This is a genomic window from Mesorhizobium sp. WSM4844 (genome assembly GCF_055811775.1).
On sequence record NZ_JBVVQB010000040.1, the window covers coordinates 19,169 to 36,930 of the forward strand.

Sequence of the window (17,762 nt, forward strand, 5' to 3'; positions counted from 1 at the left end):
CCCGGCGATCCCTGGCGGGGCGGGGAAGAAAGGAGCATGACGAGACGGTCGAGAGCGGAGACACGGGAGGCGGAAGCGCTTCTGGCTCCACACGAAGGTTTTCGAAAAACCTCCGGCCCTCCGTTCAGCCCCCAGCAAGGACCGGCAGATTGCGGGCGTCTATACAGGAATTTGGCCGCAAGACAAGGGCGAGCCGAAAAACCGCCGCGCTCAGGACGACATGTCGCGGCATCTTCAGCTTGTATGCGGGATCCGCTTGTTCACCGTCTCAGGGAAGAAATCGGGCGCTGCACGGCGCTTGCCGAACATCATGTCGTATTGCAGCAGACGGAAATCGCGAATCGCCGGGTCGATTTGCTTCTTGCGCCCCCAGTCGGGCGTGTCCTCGCCCGTCGGCGTCAATAGTAAATTGCGGTCGACGACGCTGTAGCGCTCGCGCATCTGGCCGAGGAAGCCGGTGTAATAGGGGTGGCTGATCCCGGCCGTGGTCAGGACATGGTAGGGCAGAAAGGCTGGACTGACAGTGCCCATGTCCGCGACCGGACCGGTGCGGTTGGACCATACGATCAGCGGCGTTCGGTGATGCAGCAGCATCTGGTCGGGCGGCTCCTTGCGTGGCGCGACGTTATCCCTGAGGAAGCCGGTCTCGACATAGACCGGACCGAGCGGCGGCAGATGGTCGCCGAAGAAGGCGATGACCGTCGGTCGCCGCCGGTTCTTCGCCCATTCGATGAGGCGCTCGAGGCTCTTGTCGGCGTCGGATGCGCCTTCCGTGAAGCTCAGCAGCGAATCCTTTGCCCACTGGCTGGTCGGAGCCTGCACCTTGTGGGTCGGATTGTAATAGCGATTCGGTTCGTAGGGTCCGTGATTTTGCAGGCTGACCGCGAAGTAGAAGAACGGATCGTCCGTGGCGTCGGCTTCGCGGATGATCTCGTCGGTCATCGCCGCGTCCGACGTCAGCGGCCCGCGCTTTTCGAGATATGGCATGTTTTCTTCGGACTTGAAGTCATCGAAGCCGAAATCGGCATAGACCGGCGTTCGGTTCCAGAACCAGCTTGTGCCCGGATGGATGGCGCGCGTCTCATAGCCCTGGCTCTTCAGGAACGTCGCCATCGACGGCACCGGCGCGCGGACATATTGCTGGTAGGGGATGCTGCCGGCCGGCAGGAAGGCGTTGGAAAAGCCGGTCAGCGCCTCGAACTCGACATTGGCGGTCATGCCGCCGAATTCGGGCGAGAACACGTGGCCGGAGCGCAGCGCCCGCACATTGGGAATCGGATCGGGCGTGATGGTGACGCCGGGCAGTTCGGTCGGATCCCAGAAGGATTCGCTCATGACGATGATGATGTCTGGCTTCTCGGCCGGCACCGATGCCTTCACGCCAGATCTTTCGATCGCCGCGATCGCCTTGTCGGAGTAGCCGGCAGGCGCGGGGACATGGGCCATTGGCACGTTGAGGGCGAAGGCCAGTGCGAAGCCGTTGGAGGCGTAATTTTCCTTCTGGTCCCACATGATCGGGATGATTTGCAGCCGGTCGCGGGTCCACGAGAACGTCGCGTAATCCATGATCGACACGAAGAAGGCGAGCAGCGGCACGGTCAGCGTCAGCCGGGCCAGGCGCCCCTTGCGACCGAGCGCCGGTACGCGGCGGCGCCACAGCCGCCAGCCATAAACGAGCAGCGAGAGGCTGCCGACGATGCCGACCGCCAGAGCGATGGCGGTTCCCGGACGTTCTCGCACCAGCAGCGGCATCAGCGCCACGATCTGACGTGAATAGAGGAAATCGGTCGGATAGAGCGGATCGCCGAGATAGAGCGATTTCTGGTGGCCGACAAAGGCCAGCGCCAGCGTCAGCGGCGCGACGATCATCAGGCTCTGGTGGCTGCGGCCGAGCACGGCATCGAGGCCGATGAGGATCAGCGCGAAGATGATGATGGTGGTCCAGCCCGGCTTGAAGGGCTGCAGGAAGAAGCCGACGGTGCCGGCAAAGTCGCCGCGCACGATCAGTTCGATGGCAAAAACCAGGATGGTGGCGACGAGAAGGCTGACGAGGCCATAGCGGATAACAGGCCATTTCCGGCCTGGCAGATAGCCGGTGGCCGGATCGCCTTCCAGAAACTGCGGCGCGGATTTGCCAACGCCTTTCTTGATCCTTGCCACCTTACAATTCCCCCGACCATACACAAAAGTGTCATTGAGCTGTCATCGATATGTCACGAAAAGCTAGCGTCTGTGGCTGAAATAAGAAGAGCCAGCAAACGAATCGTGAGCGATTTTCATCATGAGTGATCGAAAAAAAGCCTTTTGGAACAGGTACTCGGCCAGCGATACCGAGCCGGAGCGGCCCGGGTCGGGCTGCGAGCGGACTTGACTTGTCAGCCCGCCTTGCGTCACAGGCAGGAAAAATCAGCCGCTTGGGAGGCACGCATGGCCGTCGCATTCACCTTTCCGGGACAGGGCAGCCAGGCTGTCGGCATGGGCAAGGACCTCGCCGACGCCTTTCCGGAATCGCGGAAGATCTTCGAAGAGGTCGATGACGCGCTTGGCGAAAACCTGTCGAAGCTGATCTGGGAAGGGCCGGAAGAAAGGCTGACGCTGACCGCCAATGCCCAGCCGGCGCTGATGGCTGTGTCGCTCGCCGCCATCCGGGCGCTGGAATCGCGCGGCCTCTCGCTGAAGCACAAGGTCGCCTATGTCGCCGGCCATTCGCTCGGCGAATATTCGGCACTTGCCGCCGCCGGTTTCGTTTCGGTCGCCGATGCCGCCCGGCTCTTGCGTATCCGCGGCAATGCCATGCAGGCGGCTGTGCCGGCCGGCGAGGGCGCCATGGCGGCGATCATCGGGCTGGAACAGGCCGATGTCGAAGCCGCCTGCGCTGAAGCGGCCAAAGAGTCGATTTGCCAGATCGCCAACGACAATGGCGGTGGCCAACTGGTGATCTCCGGCGCCAGGGCGGCGGTCGAGCAGGCGGCGAAGCTGTGCACGGAAAAGGGCGCCAAGCGGGTGCTGATGCTGCAGGTCTCGGCGCCTTTCCATTCGGCGCTGATGGCACCGGCGGCCGAGGTCATGCGCGAGGCGCTGGCCGGCGTGACGAAGAACGCGCCGTTCGTACCCGTGGTTTCCAACGTGTCGGTCACGCCGTCCAGCGATCCGGATGCAATCGCCCACCGCCTGGTCGAACAGGTGACGGGGCGCGTGCGCTGGCGCGAAACGGTGGAATGGTTTGGCGCCAACGGCATTGCGACGCTGTACGAGGTGGGCGCCGGCAAGGTGCTGTCGGGACTGGCGCGGCGCATCAACCGCGACATCGCCACCGGTGCGGTCGGCACGCCGGCCGATGTCGAGGCGGCGCTGGCGGCGCTCGATTGAACCATGCGCGTCCGGCTGATGCGGGCGCTTGAATTCTTAGCCTCGTCGGGATATGTGAATACATGTATTCACAGGAGATCGGAATGCCGACATCAATCCGACTTGCCCCCGAAATCGAAGAGCGTCTGGATTTTCTCGCGGCCAGGACTGGCCGCAGTAAAGCTTATTATCTGCGCGAACTCATCGAGCGCGGTCTTGAGGACGTGGAAGACTATTACCTCGCGGCCGAAGTGCTGGAGCGGATCAGAAGTGGCGAGGAGGACGTCATGACAGCCGAGGACTTCTGGCGTGGCCTGGACGCTTGAGTATGCCCGCTCGGCGCGCAAATTTATTGAAAAACTGGATCCGCAGACACGTCACCGGCTCCGCGACTTCATCGAGAACCGTATGGCCGCCCTCGACAATCCGCGTGAAGCCGGCAAGCCGCTGAAGGGACCGTTAGCGACTTTTTGGAGGTACCGGGTTGGGGATTATCGAATTATCTGCGATGTGCAGGACAAGCGGCTCGTCATTCTGGTGGTTACAATAGGGCCACCGCAGTGATGTCTACAGGTAGCCACATTCGCCGGCCTGTCCGATTTGGAAGAGGATCAAAGACATGTTCGAATTGACCGGCCGCAAGGCGCTCGTCACAGGCGCATCGGGAGGCATCGGCGAGGCGATCGCCAGGGTGCTGCATGCGCAGGGCGCTGTCGTCGGCCTGCACGGCACCCGCGTCGAGAAGCTGGAAACGCTGGCGGCCGAGCTCGGCGACCGGGTCAAGCTGTTCCCGGCGAACCTTTCCAATCGCGACGAGGTCAAGGCCCTCGGCCAGAAGGCCGAGGCCGATCTCGAAGGCGTCGACATTCTCGTCAACAATGCCGGCATCACCAAGGACGGGCTGTTCGTGCGCATGGCGGACGCCGACTGGGATACGGTGCTCGAGGTCAACCTGACCGCCGTGTTCCGGCTGACCCGCGAACTCACCCATCCGATGATGCGGCGCCGGCATGGCCGCATCATCAACATCACCTCTGTGGTTGGCGTCACCGGCAATCCCGGCCAAACCAACTACTGCGCCTCCAAGGCCGGCATGATCGGCTTTTCCAAGTCGCTGGCGCAGGAGATCGCCACGCGCAACATCACCGTCAACTGCGTCGCCCCGGGCTTCATCGAATCGGCGATGACCGACAAGCTCAACGACAAGCAGAAAGAGGCGATCATGGCGGCGATTCCGACACGGCGCATGGGCACCAGCGCCGAAGTCGCCTCCGCCGTCGCCTACCTTGCTTCCAATGAAGCCGCCTATGTCACCGGCCAGTCCATTCACGTCAATGGCGGCATGGCGATGATTTGACAGTTGCGGGAAAACACCCCTTTTCACCTTGGAGCCCGGCCTATTTTCGTGTAATGCGGCCCGCAACCCGGCGGTTCGGGCAAAAACCGGTCCGGTGCCGTTGCGTTTCCGACAGGACTATCTTTCAGCTTGATTAGCGGCATTCTGCCCGCTAACGAAGACAGACAAACAAAAGACGAGGATGCCCAAATGAGTGACACCGCAGAGCGCGTCAAGAAGATCGTTATCGAGCACCTTGGCGTCGATGCCGACAAGGTGACGGAGCAGGCGAGCTTCATCGATGATCTGGGCGCGGACAGTCTCGACACGGTCGAACTCGTCATGGCGTTCGAAGAAGAATTCGGCGTCGAGATCCCGGACGATGCGGCCGAAACCATCCTGACTGTCGGCGATGCGGTGAAGTACATCGACAAGGCTTCGGCCTGACGCTATTTGCAGTCATCACCGAGGAGGACCTGCGATGAGGCGTGTCGTCGTCACGGGCCTTGGGCTGCTTTCGCCGTTCGGCGTAGGCTTTGAGCATGGCTGGAAGGAACTTCTGACCGGCCGCAGCGCAGCCAAGCGCATCACCGAGTTCGAGGTGGAGGATCTTGCCTGCAAGGTCGCCCACGTCATCCCGCGCGGCAATGGTGAGAGTGCCACCTTCAATCCCGAGACTGTTCTCGAGCCGAAGGAACTGCGCAAGATCGGCGACTTCATCCTCTACGGGATCGCGGCCGCCGACGAGGCGCTGAATGATTCGGGGTGGGCACCGAAGACGCATCAGGAGCAGTGCGCCACCGGCGTGCTGATCGGCTCCGGCATCGGCGGCATCGAAGGCATCGCCGAGAATGCGATGATCCTGAAGGAGCGCGGTGCGCGCCGCATCAGCCCGTTCTTCATCCCCGGCCAGATCATCAATCTCGTATCTGGCCAGGTTTCGATCCGGCATGGCCTGAAAGGCCCCAACCACGCCGTCGTCACCGCTTGCTCCACTGGCGCGCATGCCATCGGCGATGCCGCCCGGCTGATCATGTGGGGCGATGCCGACGTGATGGTCGCAGGCGGCACGGAAGCGCCGGTGACGCGGCTGTCGATCGCCGGCTTCGCCGCTTGCCGGGCGCTGTCGACCGACCGCAACGACGCTCCGGAAACGGCCTCGCGTCCCTATGACCGCGACCGCGACGGCTTCGTCATGGGCGAGGGCGCCGGCGTCGTCATTCTGGAGGAACTGGAACACGCCAAGGCGCGCGGTGCCAAGATCTATGCCGAGGTCACCGGTTACGGTTTGACCGGCGATGCCTATCACATCACCGCGCCGGCCGAAGATGGTGACGGCGCCTTCCGTTGCATGGTTGCGGCGCTGAACCGGGCCAAGCTGACGCCCGCAGACGTCGACTACATCAATGCGCACGGCACCTCGACCATGGCCGACACGATCGAGCTCGGCGCCGTCGAGCGGCTGGTCGGCAACGCCGCGTCGAAAATATCGATGTCGTCGACCAAGTCGTCGATAGGCCACCTTCTGGGTGCGGCGGGCGCCGCCGAGGCGATTTTTTCGATCCTCGCCATTCGCGACAACATCGCGCCGGCCACCATCAATCTCGACAACCCGGAGCGCGAAACGGCGATCGACCTGGTGCCGCACAAGCCGCGCGCCCGCCAAATCGATGTGGCGCTGTCCAATTCCTTCGGCTTCGGCGGCACCAACGCCTCGCTGGTCTTCCAGCGCTACAATGGCTGACCGGTCCGCCGGCCGGCACGGTCTATGCGTGTCGTCAATTTTGCCATATTCGCCCCTACTGTGCCCAAGGGGATTCGTTGCAAGGTCAAACGGTAGGGCGCCATGAGCACAAATTCGGCGGACAACGGGCAATTCGGGCAACGGTCCGCACCGTCGGGCCCGATCGTGCCGAAAACGGCCAGCGAGGCATTGCGGCCTGAAGCCGGCACGCCGCCGCCCAAGCGCTCGCGCGCCTCGCGCAGCCAGTTCGTGGTGTTCATGAACTTCGTCATCTCCCTGGTGATGCTGATGGTTCTGGCGGCTGGCTTTGCCTTGTATTTCGGCAAGCAGGAATTCAACGAGCCCGGCCCTTCGGCCAATGCCGACACCTTCCTGGTCAAGCCGAACACCGGCGTCCAGGAGATTGCAGAGCAGCTCGAGCGGCGCGGACTGATCAGCGACGCGCGCATCTTCCGCCTCGGCGTGCGCGCTTTTGGCAATGATTCCGCCCTGAAAGCCGGCGAATACGAGATCAAGCCGCAGGCCTCGATGCGCGACATCATGGAGTTGCTGAAGAGCGGCAAGTCGGTGATGTATTCGCTGACCGTCCCTGAGGGGCTGACGGTCGAGCAGGCGCTGCAGCGCATCGCCGACCAGGCAGCGCTCGATGGCGATATGCCGGGGACCATTCCACCCGAGGGCAGCCTTGCTACCGACACGCTGCGTTTCACCCGCGGCGCGACACGCCAGCAGATGGTCGAAAAGCTTTTGGCGGACCAGAAGAAGCTTGTCGAGGAAGTCTGGCAGCGGCGCGCCTCCGATCTGCCTCTGGCCAGTGTCGAAGACTTCGTCACCCTGGCTTCGATCGTCGAGAAAGAGACGGGCAAGGGCGACGAACGCTCGCGGGTCGCGGCCGTCTTCCTCAACCGGTTGGCCAAGGGCATGCGGCTGCAGTCCGATCCGACCATTATCTACGGCCTGTTCGGCGGCAAGGGCAAACCCGCCGACCGCCCGATCTATCAGTCTGACATCAAGAAGCCGACGCCCTACAACACTTATTTGATCAACGGCTTGCCGCCGACGCCGATCGCCAATCCTGGCCGTGCGGCACTGGAAGCCGTCGCCAATCCGTCGAAGACCGCCGACCTGTATTTCGTTGCCGACGGCACCGGCGGTCACGTCTTTGCCGCGACGCTGGCCGAGCACAACGAGAACGTCGCCCGCTACCGGGCGCTGCAGAAGGAACTGGCCGATGAAGCCGCCAAGGCCGGTGCTGCCAAGGCCGACGCCGCCAAGGTGGAAGGTCAGACTGACGCGCCGGTTGACGACGGCGATGGCGACGCCGGAGCGGCGGCGCAGTAGCGCCGGACGGTTGTGAAGTCGTCCCTCCGATTCGTCTGACGGCCGGGACGTGCTGATTTTGTCATCAGGAGCGCCCTGCGTCCGATTCGACGCGAACAGGCGCTCCGGATTTTGAAGCCGCGCACGATCTGGCCCGGAACCGCTTCCGGGATCATGCGCCAGGGGGAAGCAAGGGCATCATGAATTTGCAGAGCATGACCGGTTTTGCACGGGCCGTCGCCGAACATGACGGCACGTCGATCGCCTGGGAAGTGAAGTCGGTCAACGGCAAGAGCGTCGAGGTCAGGCTGCGGCTGCCGCAAGGCCTCGAGCGGCTTGAGCCGGCCGTCAGGCAGACGGTGCAGAAGCGCTTTGCGCGCGGCAATTTCCAGGCAACGCTGACCGTCGGCCGCGCAGCCGGCCAGCAGGCGCAGCCAGTGGTCAACGAGGCTTTCCTGAGAGATCTGGCGGGGCTAGCCAAGCGGCTGCAGGAGATGTTCGGCGCAGCGCCTGCGACAGCCGACGGGCTGCTTTCGCTGCGCGGCGTGCTCGACATCCCCGAAACCGTCGAAACCGAAGAGGCGCGGGCGGCGCTCGACAGCGCGATACTCTCGGCGCTCGAAGTGGCGCTGGGCGGGCTGGAGCAGGCACGCCAGGGCGAGGGCACCGCCCTGCGCTCGCTGCTGTCCGGTCATATCGACGCTATCGAAGCGCTGACACTGCGCGCCGAGGCCGATCCGTCGCGCGAGCCGGCGGTGATCCGCGAACGGATTACCGAGCAGGTGCGGCTGCTGATGGATGCCTCCGCCAATCTCGACGCCAGCCGGTTGCATATGGAAGCGGCGTTCCTGGCCACCAAGGCCGACATCCGCGAGGAGATCGACCGGCTGAAGACACATGTGGCATCCGGCCGGGTGCTGCTGGCAGGCGGCGGCGCCATCGGCCGCAAACTCGATTTTCTGGCGCAGGAATTCAACCGCGAATCGAATACGCTGTGTTCGAAGTCGAACGCCGCTGCGATCACCGCCATAGGGCTGGAGCTGAAGGCGGTCGTCGACCAGTTTCGCGAACAGGTCCAGAATCTGGAGTAACCCTGATGGTCGCCAAGGAGCCTATGGTTGCCAGGGATTTGGGTTCCCGCATTCGCCGGCGGGGTTTGATGCTCGTGTTGTCGTCGCCGTCCGGCGCCGGCAAGTCGACGATCGCGCGCAATCTTCTGGAGAGCGATTCCAGTCTCGAACTGTCGGTCTCCGTCACCACGCGGCCGCGCCGCGGCAGCGAGATCGAAGGCGTCCACTATCATTTCCGCACTATGCGTGAGTTCGAGCGGCTGCGCGATTCGGACGAACTGCTTGAATGGGCCGAAGTGCATGGCAATTGCTATGCCACGCCGCGTGAGCCGGCCGAACTGGCGCTGGCACAGGGCCGCGACATGTTGTTCGACATCGACTGGCAGGGCGCCCAGCAGCTCAAGGAGAAGATGCGCGCCGACATCGTCTCGATCTTCATCCTGCCGCCCTCGATGAAAGAGTTGAAGGCGCGGCTGAAGCGCCGCGCCGAGGACCAGGAATCGGTGATCGAGACGCGTCTGAAGAACGCTCGCAACGAGATCGAGCACTGGAAGGAATATGATTTCGTCATCATCAACGACGATCTCGACCGTGCCTTCGCCGAGGTACGCGGCATAGTCATCGCCGAGCGGCTCAGACGCGACCGCCGGCCCGGCCTGTTCGATTTCGTCTCGGGGCTGCTCGACGAGAAGACGGACTAGGGGCCGGCGCAATCACACCGCGTTGGTCAGTCGCACGAATTCCTCGACGCTCAAGGTTTCCGCCCGCCGCGTCGGATCGATGCCGGCGCGGGTGAGCAGGGCTTCGCCGCCGAGGCTCTTGACGCTCTGCCGCAGCATTTTGCGGCGCTGGCCGAAGGCCGCTTCGGTAACGCGGCCGAGCTTCTTGACTTCGGCGGCCAGCGGATTTGCCCGCGGCACCAGATGCACCACCGACGATACCACCTTGGGCGGCGGCGTGAAGGCTTGCGGCGGCACGTCGAAAGCGATTTTTGCCTCCGTCCGCCAGCCTGCCAGCACGCCCAGCCGGCCATAGGCATCGCTGCCGGGGCGGGCGACGATGCGCTCGGCCACCTCGCGCTGGAACATAAGCGTCATCGATGCGTAAAAGGGCGGCCACTCGGCGACGGTCAGCCAGCGTATCAAAAGTTCGGTGCCGATATTGTAGGGCAGGTTGGCGACGATCCTCACAGGTCCATTGCCTCCATGTGCGCCTTCGGCAAGCGCTGCAAAATCCGTCTTCAACGCGTCGCCGGCAATGATTTCCAAACGGCCCGGATAGTGATCTGACACCTCCGCGAGCGCTGCCAGGCAGCGCTCGTCGCGCTCGATGGCGATGACCCGGGCCGCGCCGTGGGACAGCAGCGCCCGGGTCAGGCCACCTGGACCCGGACCGACCTCGATTACCGTGGCGTCGGTCAGGTCGCCGGCGGCACGCGCGACCTTGCCGGTAAGGTTGAGGTCGAGCAGGAAATTCTGGCCGAGCGCCTTTTTTGCCTGCAACCCATGGCGTTCGATCACCGCGCGTAACGGCGGCAGCCCGTCGATGCTCATGCGACCGCTCTCATGCAAAGCCTCATGCGGCGGCAGCCTTCGCACCGATGTCGGCAAGCCTGCGGGCGAGCCTGAGCGCCGCGATCAGGCTGTCGGTCCGGGCTATGCCCTTGCCGGCGATATCGAAAGCGGTGCCGTGATCCGGTGAAGTGCGGATGAAGGGTAGGCCGAGCGTAACGTTGACCGCCTCGTCGAACGCCAGTGCCTTGGCCGGGATCAGCGCCTGATCGTGATACATGCACAGCGCCACATCGTAGCCGGCTCGGGCGCGGGCGTGGAACAGCGTATCGGCCGGCAGCGGCCCGAAAGCGTCGATGCCCTCCGCCCTCAGCCTTTCGATCGCCGGGCGGATGATGCGCTCGTCCTCGGCGCCCATCGCGCCGCCTTCACCGGCATGCGGATTGAGGCCGGCAACGGCAAGCCGCGGCTTGGCAATGCCGAAGCGATATTCGAGGTCGGCGGCGGTGATGCGGGCGGTCGCGACGATCAATTCCGTCGTCAGCGCTTCCGGCACCTCGCGCAGCGCAATGTGGATGGTGACCGGAACCGTGCGCAACTCGGGACCGGCAAGCATCATCACCGGCATTGCTTGTGCGCCGGTGTGGAGCGTCGCCAGATGCGCCAGATACTCGGTGTGACCGGGAAAACGGAAGCCGGCGTCGTAGAGCGGCTTCTTGGCGATCGGGCACGTAACGACCGCCGCCGCGCGACCGCCAAGGCAGTCGTCAACAGCGCGGTCGATGGCCTCGATGATGCCGGCGGCGTTGGCCGGGTCCGGCCGGCCGGGGTCGTCGACGAAGCGGGCGGCAAGCGGCAGGACGGGCAGGGCGCGCTCAAAGACGCGCTCCGCTTCGGCTGGCACTGTCTCCATGATTGGCACATCGGCGCCGAGCAGGCGCGCCCGTGCGGCAATCAGCGCCGGATCGGCTATAAGGTAGAAGGGCGGCACACCTGCGCTGTCGCGCGCCTGCCAGGCGCCAATGGCGATTTCCGGCCCAACGCCGGATGGATCACCGGCGCTCAGCGCCAGCGCTGCCTCTGGCGGCTTCAGCGCTCGACGATGCGGGCTTTCTTCCGCAACTCCTCGACATATTTCGTGGAGAGTTCGTCGGCGTCCTTGCCACTCGAGCCTTCGCTCTGGAACACCATCTGGGCGGCCTTGTCGTCGGATACTTCGCGCGACGAGCAGATGCCGATGAACTCGACGCCACGGTCTGTTTCGCGCGTGGGGGTGGCGCCGCCGACCTTGGTGGCCTTGATCTGGTCGGCCCAGTCCGGCGGCAATTGCGGCGCCAGTATCCGGCCGAGATCGCGAACAGTGACGTCGATCAGGCCCTTGGCGAATTCGCGCGAGGTATTGCAGCCGTTGAAGCGGGCGCGCATGGCGTCGGCCTCGCGCTTGCGCTTGGACAGCGTCGCGCTGCGCTCGGCCGCCGGCACGACGAAGATGACTTGCTGCAGCATGTACTCCATGGCGGTCGGCTTGTTGCCGCCCTTGTCGAGCATGCGCCTGACTGCGTCCTGCTCGCTCACGGAGCCGCCGCTCTCCGAGCGATGGCGCGCGGTCAGCGCCTGGTTCCAGGCCATCTGGGAGCGGATGAACTCCTTGAAATGCTCCTTGCCGACGCCGGACTGCGCCATGACGCCATCGAGCTGCTTGAGCTGCATCTTGTTGGTCGTGGCAAAGCGCTGATAGGCGGCCTCGACCTGGGCGTCGCTGATGCGGATGCCGAGACGCTTGGCTTCGGCGACGCGCAGCGTCTGCTCGATCATTTCCTCGGCGGCATTGCCCTTCTTGCGCTGCAGGCGCAGGAAGGCAGCCCGATGCTGGATGTCGCCAGTGGTGATCGGTACGTTGTTGACGACGTATTTGATCTGGCTGGCGAAAGCCGGCGGCGTCATCATGGTGATCGAGGCTGAGGTCGCCGCCACCAGCAGCGCGAACCCTGCCGAAAAGAGGTATTTCCTCATCGAAAGCATCCCAATCCTATCTCGGTTGCGGCCCAATTTTATCGCATTTTGAGGGAACTGGAACCCGTGCCTGCCCTATGCGGCGAAACGATGTCGTTAGCTGCGATGTGCGTCCACGCACGACGTATGCTCAAGACACTTTGAATTTTTCGGGCTGGTGCGTTGGCCGGCCGCCCATTCCGCCTGTCCGTTATTGGCCAGTGGTCTGCTACTGGACAGTGTTGAAGGAGCTTTGCGTCGAGCCGAAATCGCCGAGCGTGCGAAACGACAGGTTGAAACCGATATTCTGCGACACTTCCTTGGTGCTCAGGTCGCGGGATTCCGAGAACGTCATCAAATAGGTGAAGCAATCATCACTATAGGCAAAGCCGACCCCGTCCTTGACCAGGACGCTTTGCTCGAGATCGTAGGTGCCGGTACCGAAGACACGCCAGTTCTCGGCAAGTTGCGCCGAGGCGCCGAGCGTGACCTCGTGACGATCGGTCGTGAAACCATAGAGCGGCTGAGCCTGGATGAAGGCGTATTTGGCGCTGAACGAAATCGGCAGGCCGGAATAGGCGGCCTTCACCTCGGCGCGGCGAATCTCGAAGCTCTGCTCGTCGAAGCGACCGCTGACCGAGCCGGAAAGCCCGCCGGGGCTGTTGAAGCCGACAAGGCCGACATAATCGGAGCTCGCGGTCTCCAGGCCCGAATCTTCGCCGACGTTGACCAGGTCCGGCGCGTCGAAGGAGTTCTGGCCGTCAAGCTGGTAGGATTGGCCGAATAGCGCGTTGGTGCTCCAGCCATTGTCATAGGCGCCGGAATAGCGCAGCCCGACATTGGCGCGCGTGCCGCCTTCCAAGCGGTCGTAGCCGGAGAACTTGTCACGCTCGAACAATGTCGTGGCATCAAAGACGAAGCTCTGCGCGTCCTCGTTGGGAACAGCGAGGCCGCCGACATATTGCTCGTTCGGACGCACGAACACCTGCGCCATCGGCTCGAAGATGTGACTGGAACTGGTCGACGAGAACAGCACCGGCCAGCGCATTTCCAGTCCGGCGGTTGCCATGAAGCGGGCGAGCGACGATCGTGTATCGTCGTCGACGCCGAGGTTAGACGCCATCTGATTGATGGCATTGAGCGATCCCGAAGAGGCGTTGACATAGCCGGCATCGCCGCGCAGCGCTAAAAGGGGCGTCAGCAGCAGCCCGCCATCGGTGGTGAAGGTGCGCTTCCATTCCGCTTCGGCAGTGAGACGGCCCGATTGGCCCTCGATGCCGCGTACACTGGTGACGGACGCAGCGTTGTTCGGATCGGCAAGGGCCCTATCCAGCCTGTCGCGGCTGATAGCCTGCGCGTTGACATTGAGCGACAGCTGCCCGCCGCCCACCGCCATGTCGGGGATGTAGGCGTAGTCGAGCGAGGGCAGCACCCAGGGCTGTTTGCCGGCGCGCGCGGTCGGATCGTCAGGGAGTGCCTCTTCCTGGACCACAAAGCGCATGGCGCGCACGTCGAAATAGTTGCGGCCGTTGAGGCCGGTCAGGTAGATCGAGGAGCGATGCACGCTGTCGCCGAAGTCTTCGATGGCGTAGGTGCGTGAGAAGTTCTTGTCGGTCTGCAGCAGGACATCCCAGCCGAAGTCCCAGCGCGGATTGATAGCGAACTGGCCCTTGGTGCCCATCATGCCGCGGAACTCGTTCGGGTCGCCGGCCGCACCCGAATCGACATTGCGCCCGTCGTCGTCGATAAACTCGTCGGGATCCTCTTGCCGGATGCCGGCGATCTTCAGACTGTACTGGCCGTTGTTGAAGCGCTGGCGCCACTCGGCTTCGCCGAGAAAGCCCTGCTTGGTATAGCCGCTGCCGGTGACGGTGAGGTCGTAGGTTGGTGAGAGCGCGAAATAATAGGGGACTTTGACGCCGAGGCCGAGGTCGCTCTTGTAAGCGATGCTGGGGATCAGGAAGCCGCTCTTGCGCTTGACGGTCGGGTCGGCAATCTCGAAGGCCGGCAGATAGGCGAGCGGAAAGCCGAAGAACTCGAAATTCGAATTCTCGAAGCGAACCGTCTTCTTTTCGCCGTTCCAGATGATCTTTCTGGCCTTGATGCGCCAGGTCGGCGCTTTGTCCGGCTTGTCCTCGCACGGCTCGCAGGCCGTGTAGACGCCGTTGTGGAACGTCGTCAGCACGCCGCCCATGCGTTCCGCGCTTTCGGCGGCGAAATAGGTCTTGTCGACGGTTTCGACACGCAGCGCGTTGACGAAGCCGTCGGCGAAATCGTCGGTGATGTCGACATGCTGCGAATAGATCTTGGTGCCGTCGCTGTTGATGACCTCGACATTGCCGCTGGCGACGAGCCGCTTGGTGTTGCGATTGTATTCCACCCGCTGGGCGACGAGGCGGTTGCCGCCATAATCGATCTGCACGCCGCCGACGGCCGTTACGGTCTGGTTGTCATTGTCATAGACCAGCGTATCTGCCGCCAGCAGCATTTGCGAACCGGTGGGAACGTCGGCTGCCATGCCGCTGATATCCTGGGCAAAAGCCGGGATACTCGGAACGACGCAAGCGAGCAGGCACGCCAAGGCGCTCGCCCCATAGAGGCGCGCCGAATCGGCATGCCTATGGATGCGCAAAACCGCCCCCCTCACTAGCCGTCTTCCTTGTACAGCAAGAAAGTCACCCCGAAGAACATAGCCACGACAACCGGAACCCATGCAGCGACGACTGTGGGTACGAATCCCGCCACGCCGAATGCCTTGACCAGCACTGTCACGACATAAAGCAGAAACCCGGCCAGGACGCCACCCAGAATCATCGTCGCGGATTGTCCCATCCTCGCAAATCGCATCGACACCGTTGCGGCGATCAAAGTCATGGCGACGAGAAGGAACGGCAGCGCTACCAGTGAATCAAATTGCATGGCAAAGGCATTTGCCTTGAGGCCGAAGGAGCGGGCAACCTCGATCTTCCCGGGCAGATCGTAGAAAGGGATGGTTTCCGGGCGCGCCAGCCGCTCTTGCACGAACTCGGGCTTGAGATCGGTCGGTATGCGGTCGGTTGCCACCGATTGGATGTTGCCGTCCCGGAACACCTTGACGTCCTGCAGTTCCCAGTAACCATCCCGCAAATAGGCGTGCGCCGCGTCCTTGCGTTCGACGATGTCGCCTTGCGGGTTGAGGACGAAGAAGGCGGCGTCGGCCATCTCCAGGCCTTGATTGAGGATGGCGCGCGCGCCGATGATAGTATCGCCGGAACTGGTTTTTTGCCGGATCCAGGGCTCGGCGTCAGCCGAGACGGTGTTCGACTTGCCGGAGCGGAGCTGGGTTTCGATTTTTTCGGACCAGGAAAACGCATACGCGGCGATCGGATTGATGACGCCGACCGACAACACCCCGAACAGCAGCGCCCCGATGCAGCACGGCAGCAGAAATTGCCATGCGGATACGCCGGCGGAACGCGCGATGACCAGTTCATACCTGCGATTAAGCGAGACCAGCGTGGCCATCGCCGAGAACAGGCCGACGAACGGCACCGTCTGCAGCATGATCATCGGCATTCGCAACCCTGAGATGGCAAACGCCGTGCCGTAGGTAAAACCCGGCAAGCCGGTCGTGCGGCCGGAAAGCTCGGTGAAATCGATCAGGAACACAAGCGCCAGGAGGCCGATGAAGAACCAAATGGTGATCGTCACGTAGCGGAAGAAGAAGTATCTGCCCAGAGTCCAGCCCATTAGCGTGTCCAGCCCATTAGCCGGCCTCTTGGCCAGAAGCGCCGCGCCTGGCGAAGCGGAGCTTCAGGGCGCTCCAGCCGTCACCGAAGCGGCCGGCGAAATTCGTCATCCAGTCGGCCCAGGCGACCGGCAATTCCATGGTCCGGTTGGAGACGATGAACCATGTCGCGACTGCGGAGGCCACAATAGGAACGCCGTAGACCATATAGGCGTATTGCGGAATGTTGTCGGCCTTCCCAGCGGCAAAGAAACCGAGCCAGCGCACGAAAAGGGCAATTGCGATAGACGTGATCAGCGGATGAATGCGCGCCTCGCGATGGGAACGCGCGTCTCCCGCGACCGCAAGCGCGATCAGCGCGAAAACGAGTGAATAGGACCATTCGGAGAAACGCTGGTGGACCTCGGCCAGGTACTTGTTCGGCCTTTTCTGGAACATCTTGTCGTTCGGACTGGGATTGAGCAGGTACTGTGTCGTCCGGTCCTTCGGCAACAGCAATACCTCCGATGAGGCCGACATGAAGGCCGACAGGTCGAAGGCATAGGAGGTGAACCGGATGACCGAAAGATCGCCGGCCAGCGTTTTGCGATGGATGACGCCGTCGTTCATCATCAGCACCCTCTCGTCGCCGCTTTCGATGATGGCGCCGCTCTTGGCGTAGTAGATGAGGTTGACGCCTTCTTCGCGTGAATCGGCGACAAAAATGCCGCCAAGGCGGTTGTCCGGAAGCCGCTGGCCGATCTGCAGGAACAGGCCGTCGTCGATCTTGTGGAAGGTGCCTTCCTGGATGATGAGCGACAGAAGATCGGCGCGCGACGACGCCACCAGCTCGCGGTTTTTCTGTCGTGCATAGGGGTCGACGCCGTTGTCGACGGCGAACGAAAAAACACTGGCCGCCAGTGCCAGGAGCATGATCGGCGTGACGATGGTCCAGCGCGAAGCGCCCGCGGCGTTCAAGACGGCAAGCTCAGAATCGGAATTCATCGCGCTCAGTGTCTGCGCGACCGCGACCACCAGGGCGAAGGGCACGACGATCGGGACGATCGACGGAATGATCAGCGCAGCGACCTCGAAGAAGGTCAGCGCCGACTGCCCACTGTCGGTCACGAGATCGATGCGGGCGAGCACCTGCGTCGTCCACACGATCGCCAGCGTCCAGATGAGCGCTGCGAGGAAGACCGCCAACGCACGACGCATGATGTAGCGTTCAACGACCTTCATGAAGGCTTTTCTCGATTTTGCCGAACGGCATCATGCCTCCAGACAAGGTAGTCGCCCGGCGACGCCTGCACAACCGGTCCGTTGGCGGTTCGATCTGGTTCCCGTCCCACATCGTTGTTTCCGGTGGCCGGAGTGTCGGCGGCATTGGATAAAAAAGGGCGAACATCAATGGTTAACAACAGGTTGCGGCAGTAAAGCGGGGCCGTGCCGCGACGAATCGCCATCGATTCCATCTGCCATATGGGATCGGATTCCGGCAAAGTCTTGCCAAATGCCGGAAAACGACCAAATGTCGCGCCGGTCACTGACATGGCCGCCGCGGCTGCGACAGGTACAGGCATGAAGGCAGAAGTGACAGAATTGTGGAGTCAAACCGGCGAGGAATCGATTTTTAACGGTGCGGTCGTGATCGGCGCCAACACAATCACGCAGCAGATCGCCAGGCAGGGGCGATGATTGAAAATGGGGGTGGTGCTTCCGGTCGGAAACAGCC

At 63.0% G+C, this 17,762-nt stretch carries 18 protein-coding genes; 10 read left to right on the forward strand and 8 right to left on the reverse strand.

Features of this window, described 5'->3' with window-relative positions; all coding sequences use genetic code 11:
- Window positions 1–234: 234 nt before the first annotated feature.
- Window positions 235–2,160 carry an LTA synthase family protein gene (locus tag AC0L2A_RS25415; RefSeq protein WP_473510004.1) on the reverse strand — a complete coding sequence of 642 codons (1,926 nt, stop codon included), beginning with the start codon at window positions 2,158–2,160 and terminating at the stop codon, window positions 235–237.
- A 267-nt stretch (window positions 2,161–2,427) separates the two neighbouring features.
- Between AC0L2A_RS25415 and fabD the strand changes: the two genes are divergently transcribed.
- From fabD to gmk, 9 genes are all read left to right on the forward strand, one after another.
- Window positions 2,428–3,369: an ACP S-malonyltransferase gene (fabD, locus tag AC0L2A_RS25420; RefSeq protein WP_091590540.1), complete on the forward strand. Its 942-nt coding sequence runs from the start codon at window positions 2,428–2,430 to the stop codon at window positions 3,367–3,369.
- Between the two features lie 83 nt (window positions 3,370–3,452).
- Complete coding sequence (gene relB, locus AC0L2A_RS25425; protein WP_091590868.1) at window positions 3,453–3,674, forward strand: type II toxin-antitoxin system RelB family antitoxin; 222 nt, start codon at window positions 3,453–3,455, stop codon at window positions 3,672–3,674.
- Window positions 3,658–3,912 (forward strand): type II toxin-antitoxin system RelE family toxin, encoded by a 255-nt coding sequence (locus AC0L2A_RS25430; protein WP_473611134.1) that lies wholly within the window; start codon window positions 3,658–3,660, stop codon window positions 3,910–3,912. The genes relB and AC0L2A_RS25430 overlap by 17 nt, the downstream gene beginning before the upstream one ends.
- A gap of 55 nt (window positions 3,913–3,967) precedes the next feature.
- A complete protein-coding gene (fabG, locus tag AC0L2A_RS25435) occupies window positions 3,968–4,705 on the forward strand; it encodes a 3-oxoacyl-[acyl-carrier-protein] reductase (protein WP_473611135.1) in 738 nt (245 codons plus the stop codon).
- A 189-nt stretch (window positions 4,706–4,894) separates the two neighbouring features.
- Complete coding sequence (locus AC0L2A_RS25440; protein WP_006203723.1) at window positions 4,895–5,131, forward strand: acyl carrier protein; 237 nt, start codon at window positions 4,895–4,897, stop codon at window positions 5,129–5,131.
- Between the two features lie 34 nt (window positions 5,132–5,165).
- Window positions 5,166–6,428 (forward strand): beta-ketoacyl-ACP synthase II, encoded by a 1,263-nt coding sequence (fabF, locus tag AC0L2A_RS25445; protein ID WP_473611136.1) that lies wholly within the window; start codon window positions 5,166–5,168, stop codon window positions 6,426–6,428.
- A gap of 102 nt (window positions 6,429–6,530) precedes the next feature.
- Entirely contained in the window at window positions 6,531–7,769 is a 1,239-nt protein-coding gene (gene mltG, locus AC0L2A_RS25450; protein ID WP_473611138.1) for an endolytic transglycosylase MltG, read from the forward strand.
- Between the two features lie 179 nt (window positions 7,770–7,948).
- Window positions 7,949–8,839 (forward strand): YicC/YloC family endoribonuclease, encoded by an 891-nt coding sequence (locus tag AC0L2A_RS25455; protein ID WP_128185605.1) that lies wholly within the window; start codon window positions 7,949–7,951, stop codon window positions 8,837–8,839.
- 23 nt (window positions 8,840–8,862) lie between these two features.
- The gene (gene gmk / locus AC0L2A_RS25460) at window positions 8,863–9,519 is read left to right on the forward strand and encodes a guanylate kinase (protein WP_023800702.1); all 657 of its coding nucleotides are present in this window, start codon (window positions 8,863–8,865) and stop codon (window positions 9,517–9,519) included.
- A 12-nt stretch (window positions 9,520–9,531) separates the two neighbouring features.
- Here gmk and rsmA read toward each other — a convergent pair whose 3' ends face one another.
- The 7 genes from rsmA to AC0L2A_RS25495 all read right to left on the reverse strand — a co-directional run bounded on the left by rsmA (window position 9,532) and on the right by AC0L2A_RS25495 (window position 17,574).
- On the reverse strand, window positions 9,532–10,371 hold the full coding sequence (gene rsmA, locus AC0L2A_RS25465) for a 16S rRNA (adenine(1518)-N(6)/adenine(1519)-N(6))-dimethyltransferase RsmA (protein WP_473611139.1): 840 nt from the start codon (window positions 10,369–10,371) through the stop codon (window positions 9,532–9,534).
- 22 nt (window positions 10,372–10,393) lie between these two features.
- Window positions 10,394–11,422 (reverse strand): 4-hydroxythreonine-4-phosphate dehydrogenase PdxA, encoded by a 1,029-nt coding sequence (pdxA, locus tag AC0L2A_RS25470; RefSeq protein WP_473611163.1) that lies wholly within the window; start codon window positions 11,420–11,422, stop codon window positions 10,394–10,396.
- Window positions 11,419–12,351, reverse strand: a complete 933-nt coding sequence (locus tag AC0L2A_RS25475) for a peptidylprolyl isomerase (RefSeq protein WP_023800699.1) — start codon at window positions 12,349–12,351, stop codon at window positions 11,419–11,421. Before AC0L2A_RS25475 ends, pdxA begins: the two co-directional genes overlap by 4 nt.
- Before the next feature lie 199 nt (window positions 12,352–12,550).
- Window positions 12,551–14,839: an LPS-assembly protein LptD gene (locus AC0L2A_RS25480; protein ID WP_268931370.1), complete on the reverse strand. Its 2,289-nt coding sequence runs from the start codon at window positions 14,837–14,839 to the stop codon at window positions 12,551–12,553.
- Between the two features lie 128 nt (window positions 14,840–14,967).
- Window positions 14,968–16,050 (reverse strand): LPS export ABC transporter permease LptG, encoded by a 1,083-nt coding sequence (lptG, locus tag AC0L2A_RS25485; protein WP_023800697.1) that lies wholly within the window; start codon window positions 16,048–16,050, stop codon window positions 14,968–14,970.
- Between the two features lie 16 nt (window positions 16,051–16,066).
- On the reverse strand, window positions 16,067–17,269 hold the full coding sequence (lptF, locus tag AC0L2A_RS25490; protein WP_473611141.1) for an LPS export ABC transporter permease LptF: 1,203 nt from the start codon (window positions 17,267–17,269) through the stop codon (window positions 16,067–16,069).
- Entirely contained in the window at window positions 17,266–17,574 is a 309-nt protein-coding gene (locus AC0L2A_RS25495) for a hypothetical protein (RefSeq protein ID WP_128169248.1), read from the reverse strand. Before AC0L2A_RS25495 ends, lptF begins: the two co-directional genes overlap by 4 nt.
- A gap of 4 nt (window positions 17,575–17,578) precedes the next feature.
- Between AC0L2A_RS25495 and AC0L2A_RS25500 the strand changes: the two genes are divergently transcribed.
- Window positions 17,579–17,725 (forward strand): hypothetical protein, encoded by a 147-nt coding sequence (locus tag AC0L2A_RS25500; RefSeq protein WP_473611142.1) that lies wholly within the window; start codon window positions 17,579–17,581, stop codon window positions 17,723–17,725.
- The last annotated feature ends 37 nt before the right edge of the window (window positions 17,726–17,762 follow it).

Bases quoted from the DNA above. Each gene is read 5' to 3' on its own strand.
- fabD (WP_091590540.1), top strand. From the start codon at position 2,428: ATGGCCGTCGCATTCACCTTTCCGGGACAGGGCAGCCAGGCTGTCGGC.
- relB (WP_091590868.1), top strand. From the start codon at position 3,453: ATGCCGACATCAATCCGACTTGCCCCCGAAATCGAAGAGCGTCTGGAT.
- fabG (WP_473611135.1), top strand. From the start codon at position 3,968: ATGTTCGAATTGACCGGCCGCAAGGCGCTCGTCACAGGCGCATCGGGA.
- AC0L2A_RS25440 (WP_006203723.1), top strand. From the start codon at position 4,895: ATGAGTGACACCGCAGAGCGCGTCAAGAAGATCGTTATCGAGCACCTT.
- fabF (WP_473611136.1), top strand. From the start codon at position 5,166: ATGAGGCGTGTCGTCGTCACGGGCCTTGGGCTGCTTTCGCCGTTCGGC.
- mltG (WP_473611138.1), top strand. From the start codon at position 6,531: ATGAGCACAAATTCGGCGGACAACGGGCAATTCGGGCAACGGTCCGCA.
- AC0L2A_RS25455 (WP_128185605.1), top strand. From the start codon at position 7,949: ATGAATTTGCAGAGCATGACCGGTTTTGCACGGGCCGTCGCCGAACAT.
- gmk (WP_023800702.1), top strand. From the start codon at position 8,863: ATGGTTGCCAGGGATTTGGGTTCCCGCATTCGCCGGCGGGGTTTGATG.
- rsmA (WP_473611139.1), bottom strand. From the start codon at position 10,371: ATGAGCATCGACGGGCTGCCGCCGTTACGCGCGGTGATCGAACGCCAT.
- AC0L2A_RS25475 (WP_023800699.1), bottom strand. From the start codon at position 12,351: ATGCTTTCGATGAGGAAATACCTCTTTTCGGCAGGGTTCGCGCTGCTG.
- AC0L2A_RS25480 (WP_268931370.1), bottom strand. From the start codon at position 14,839: ATGGCAGCCGACGTTCCCACCGGTTCGCAAATGCTGCTGGCGGCAGAT.
- lptG (WP_023800697.1), bottom strand. From the start codon at position 16,050: ATGGGCTGGACTCTGGGCAGATACTTCTTCTTCCGCTACGTGACGATC.
- lptF (WP_473611141.1), bottom strand. From the start codon at position 17,269: ATGAAGGTCGTTGAACGCTACATCATGCGTCGTGCGTTGGCGGTCTTC.
- AC0L2A_RS25500 (WP_473611142.1), top strand. From the start codon at position 17,579: ATGGCCGCCGCGGCTGCGACAGGTACAGGCATGAAGGCAGAAGTGACA.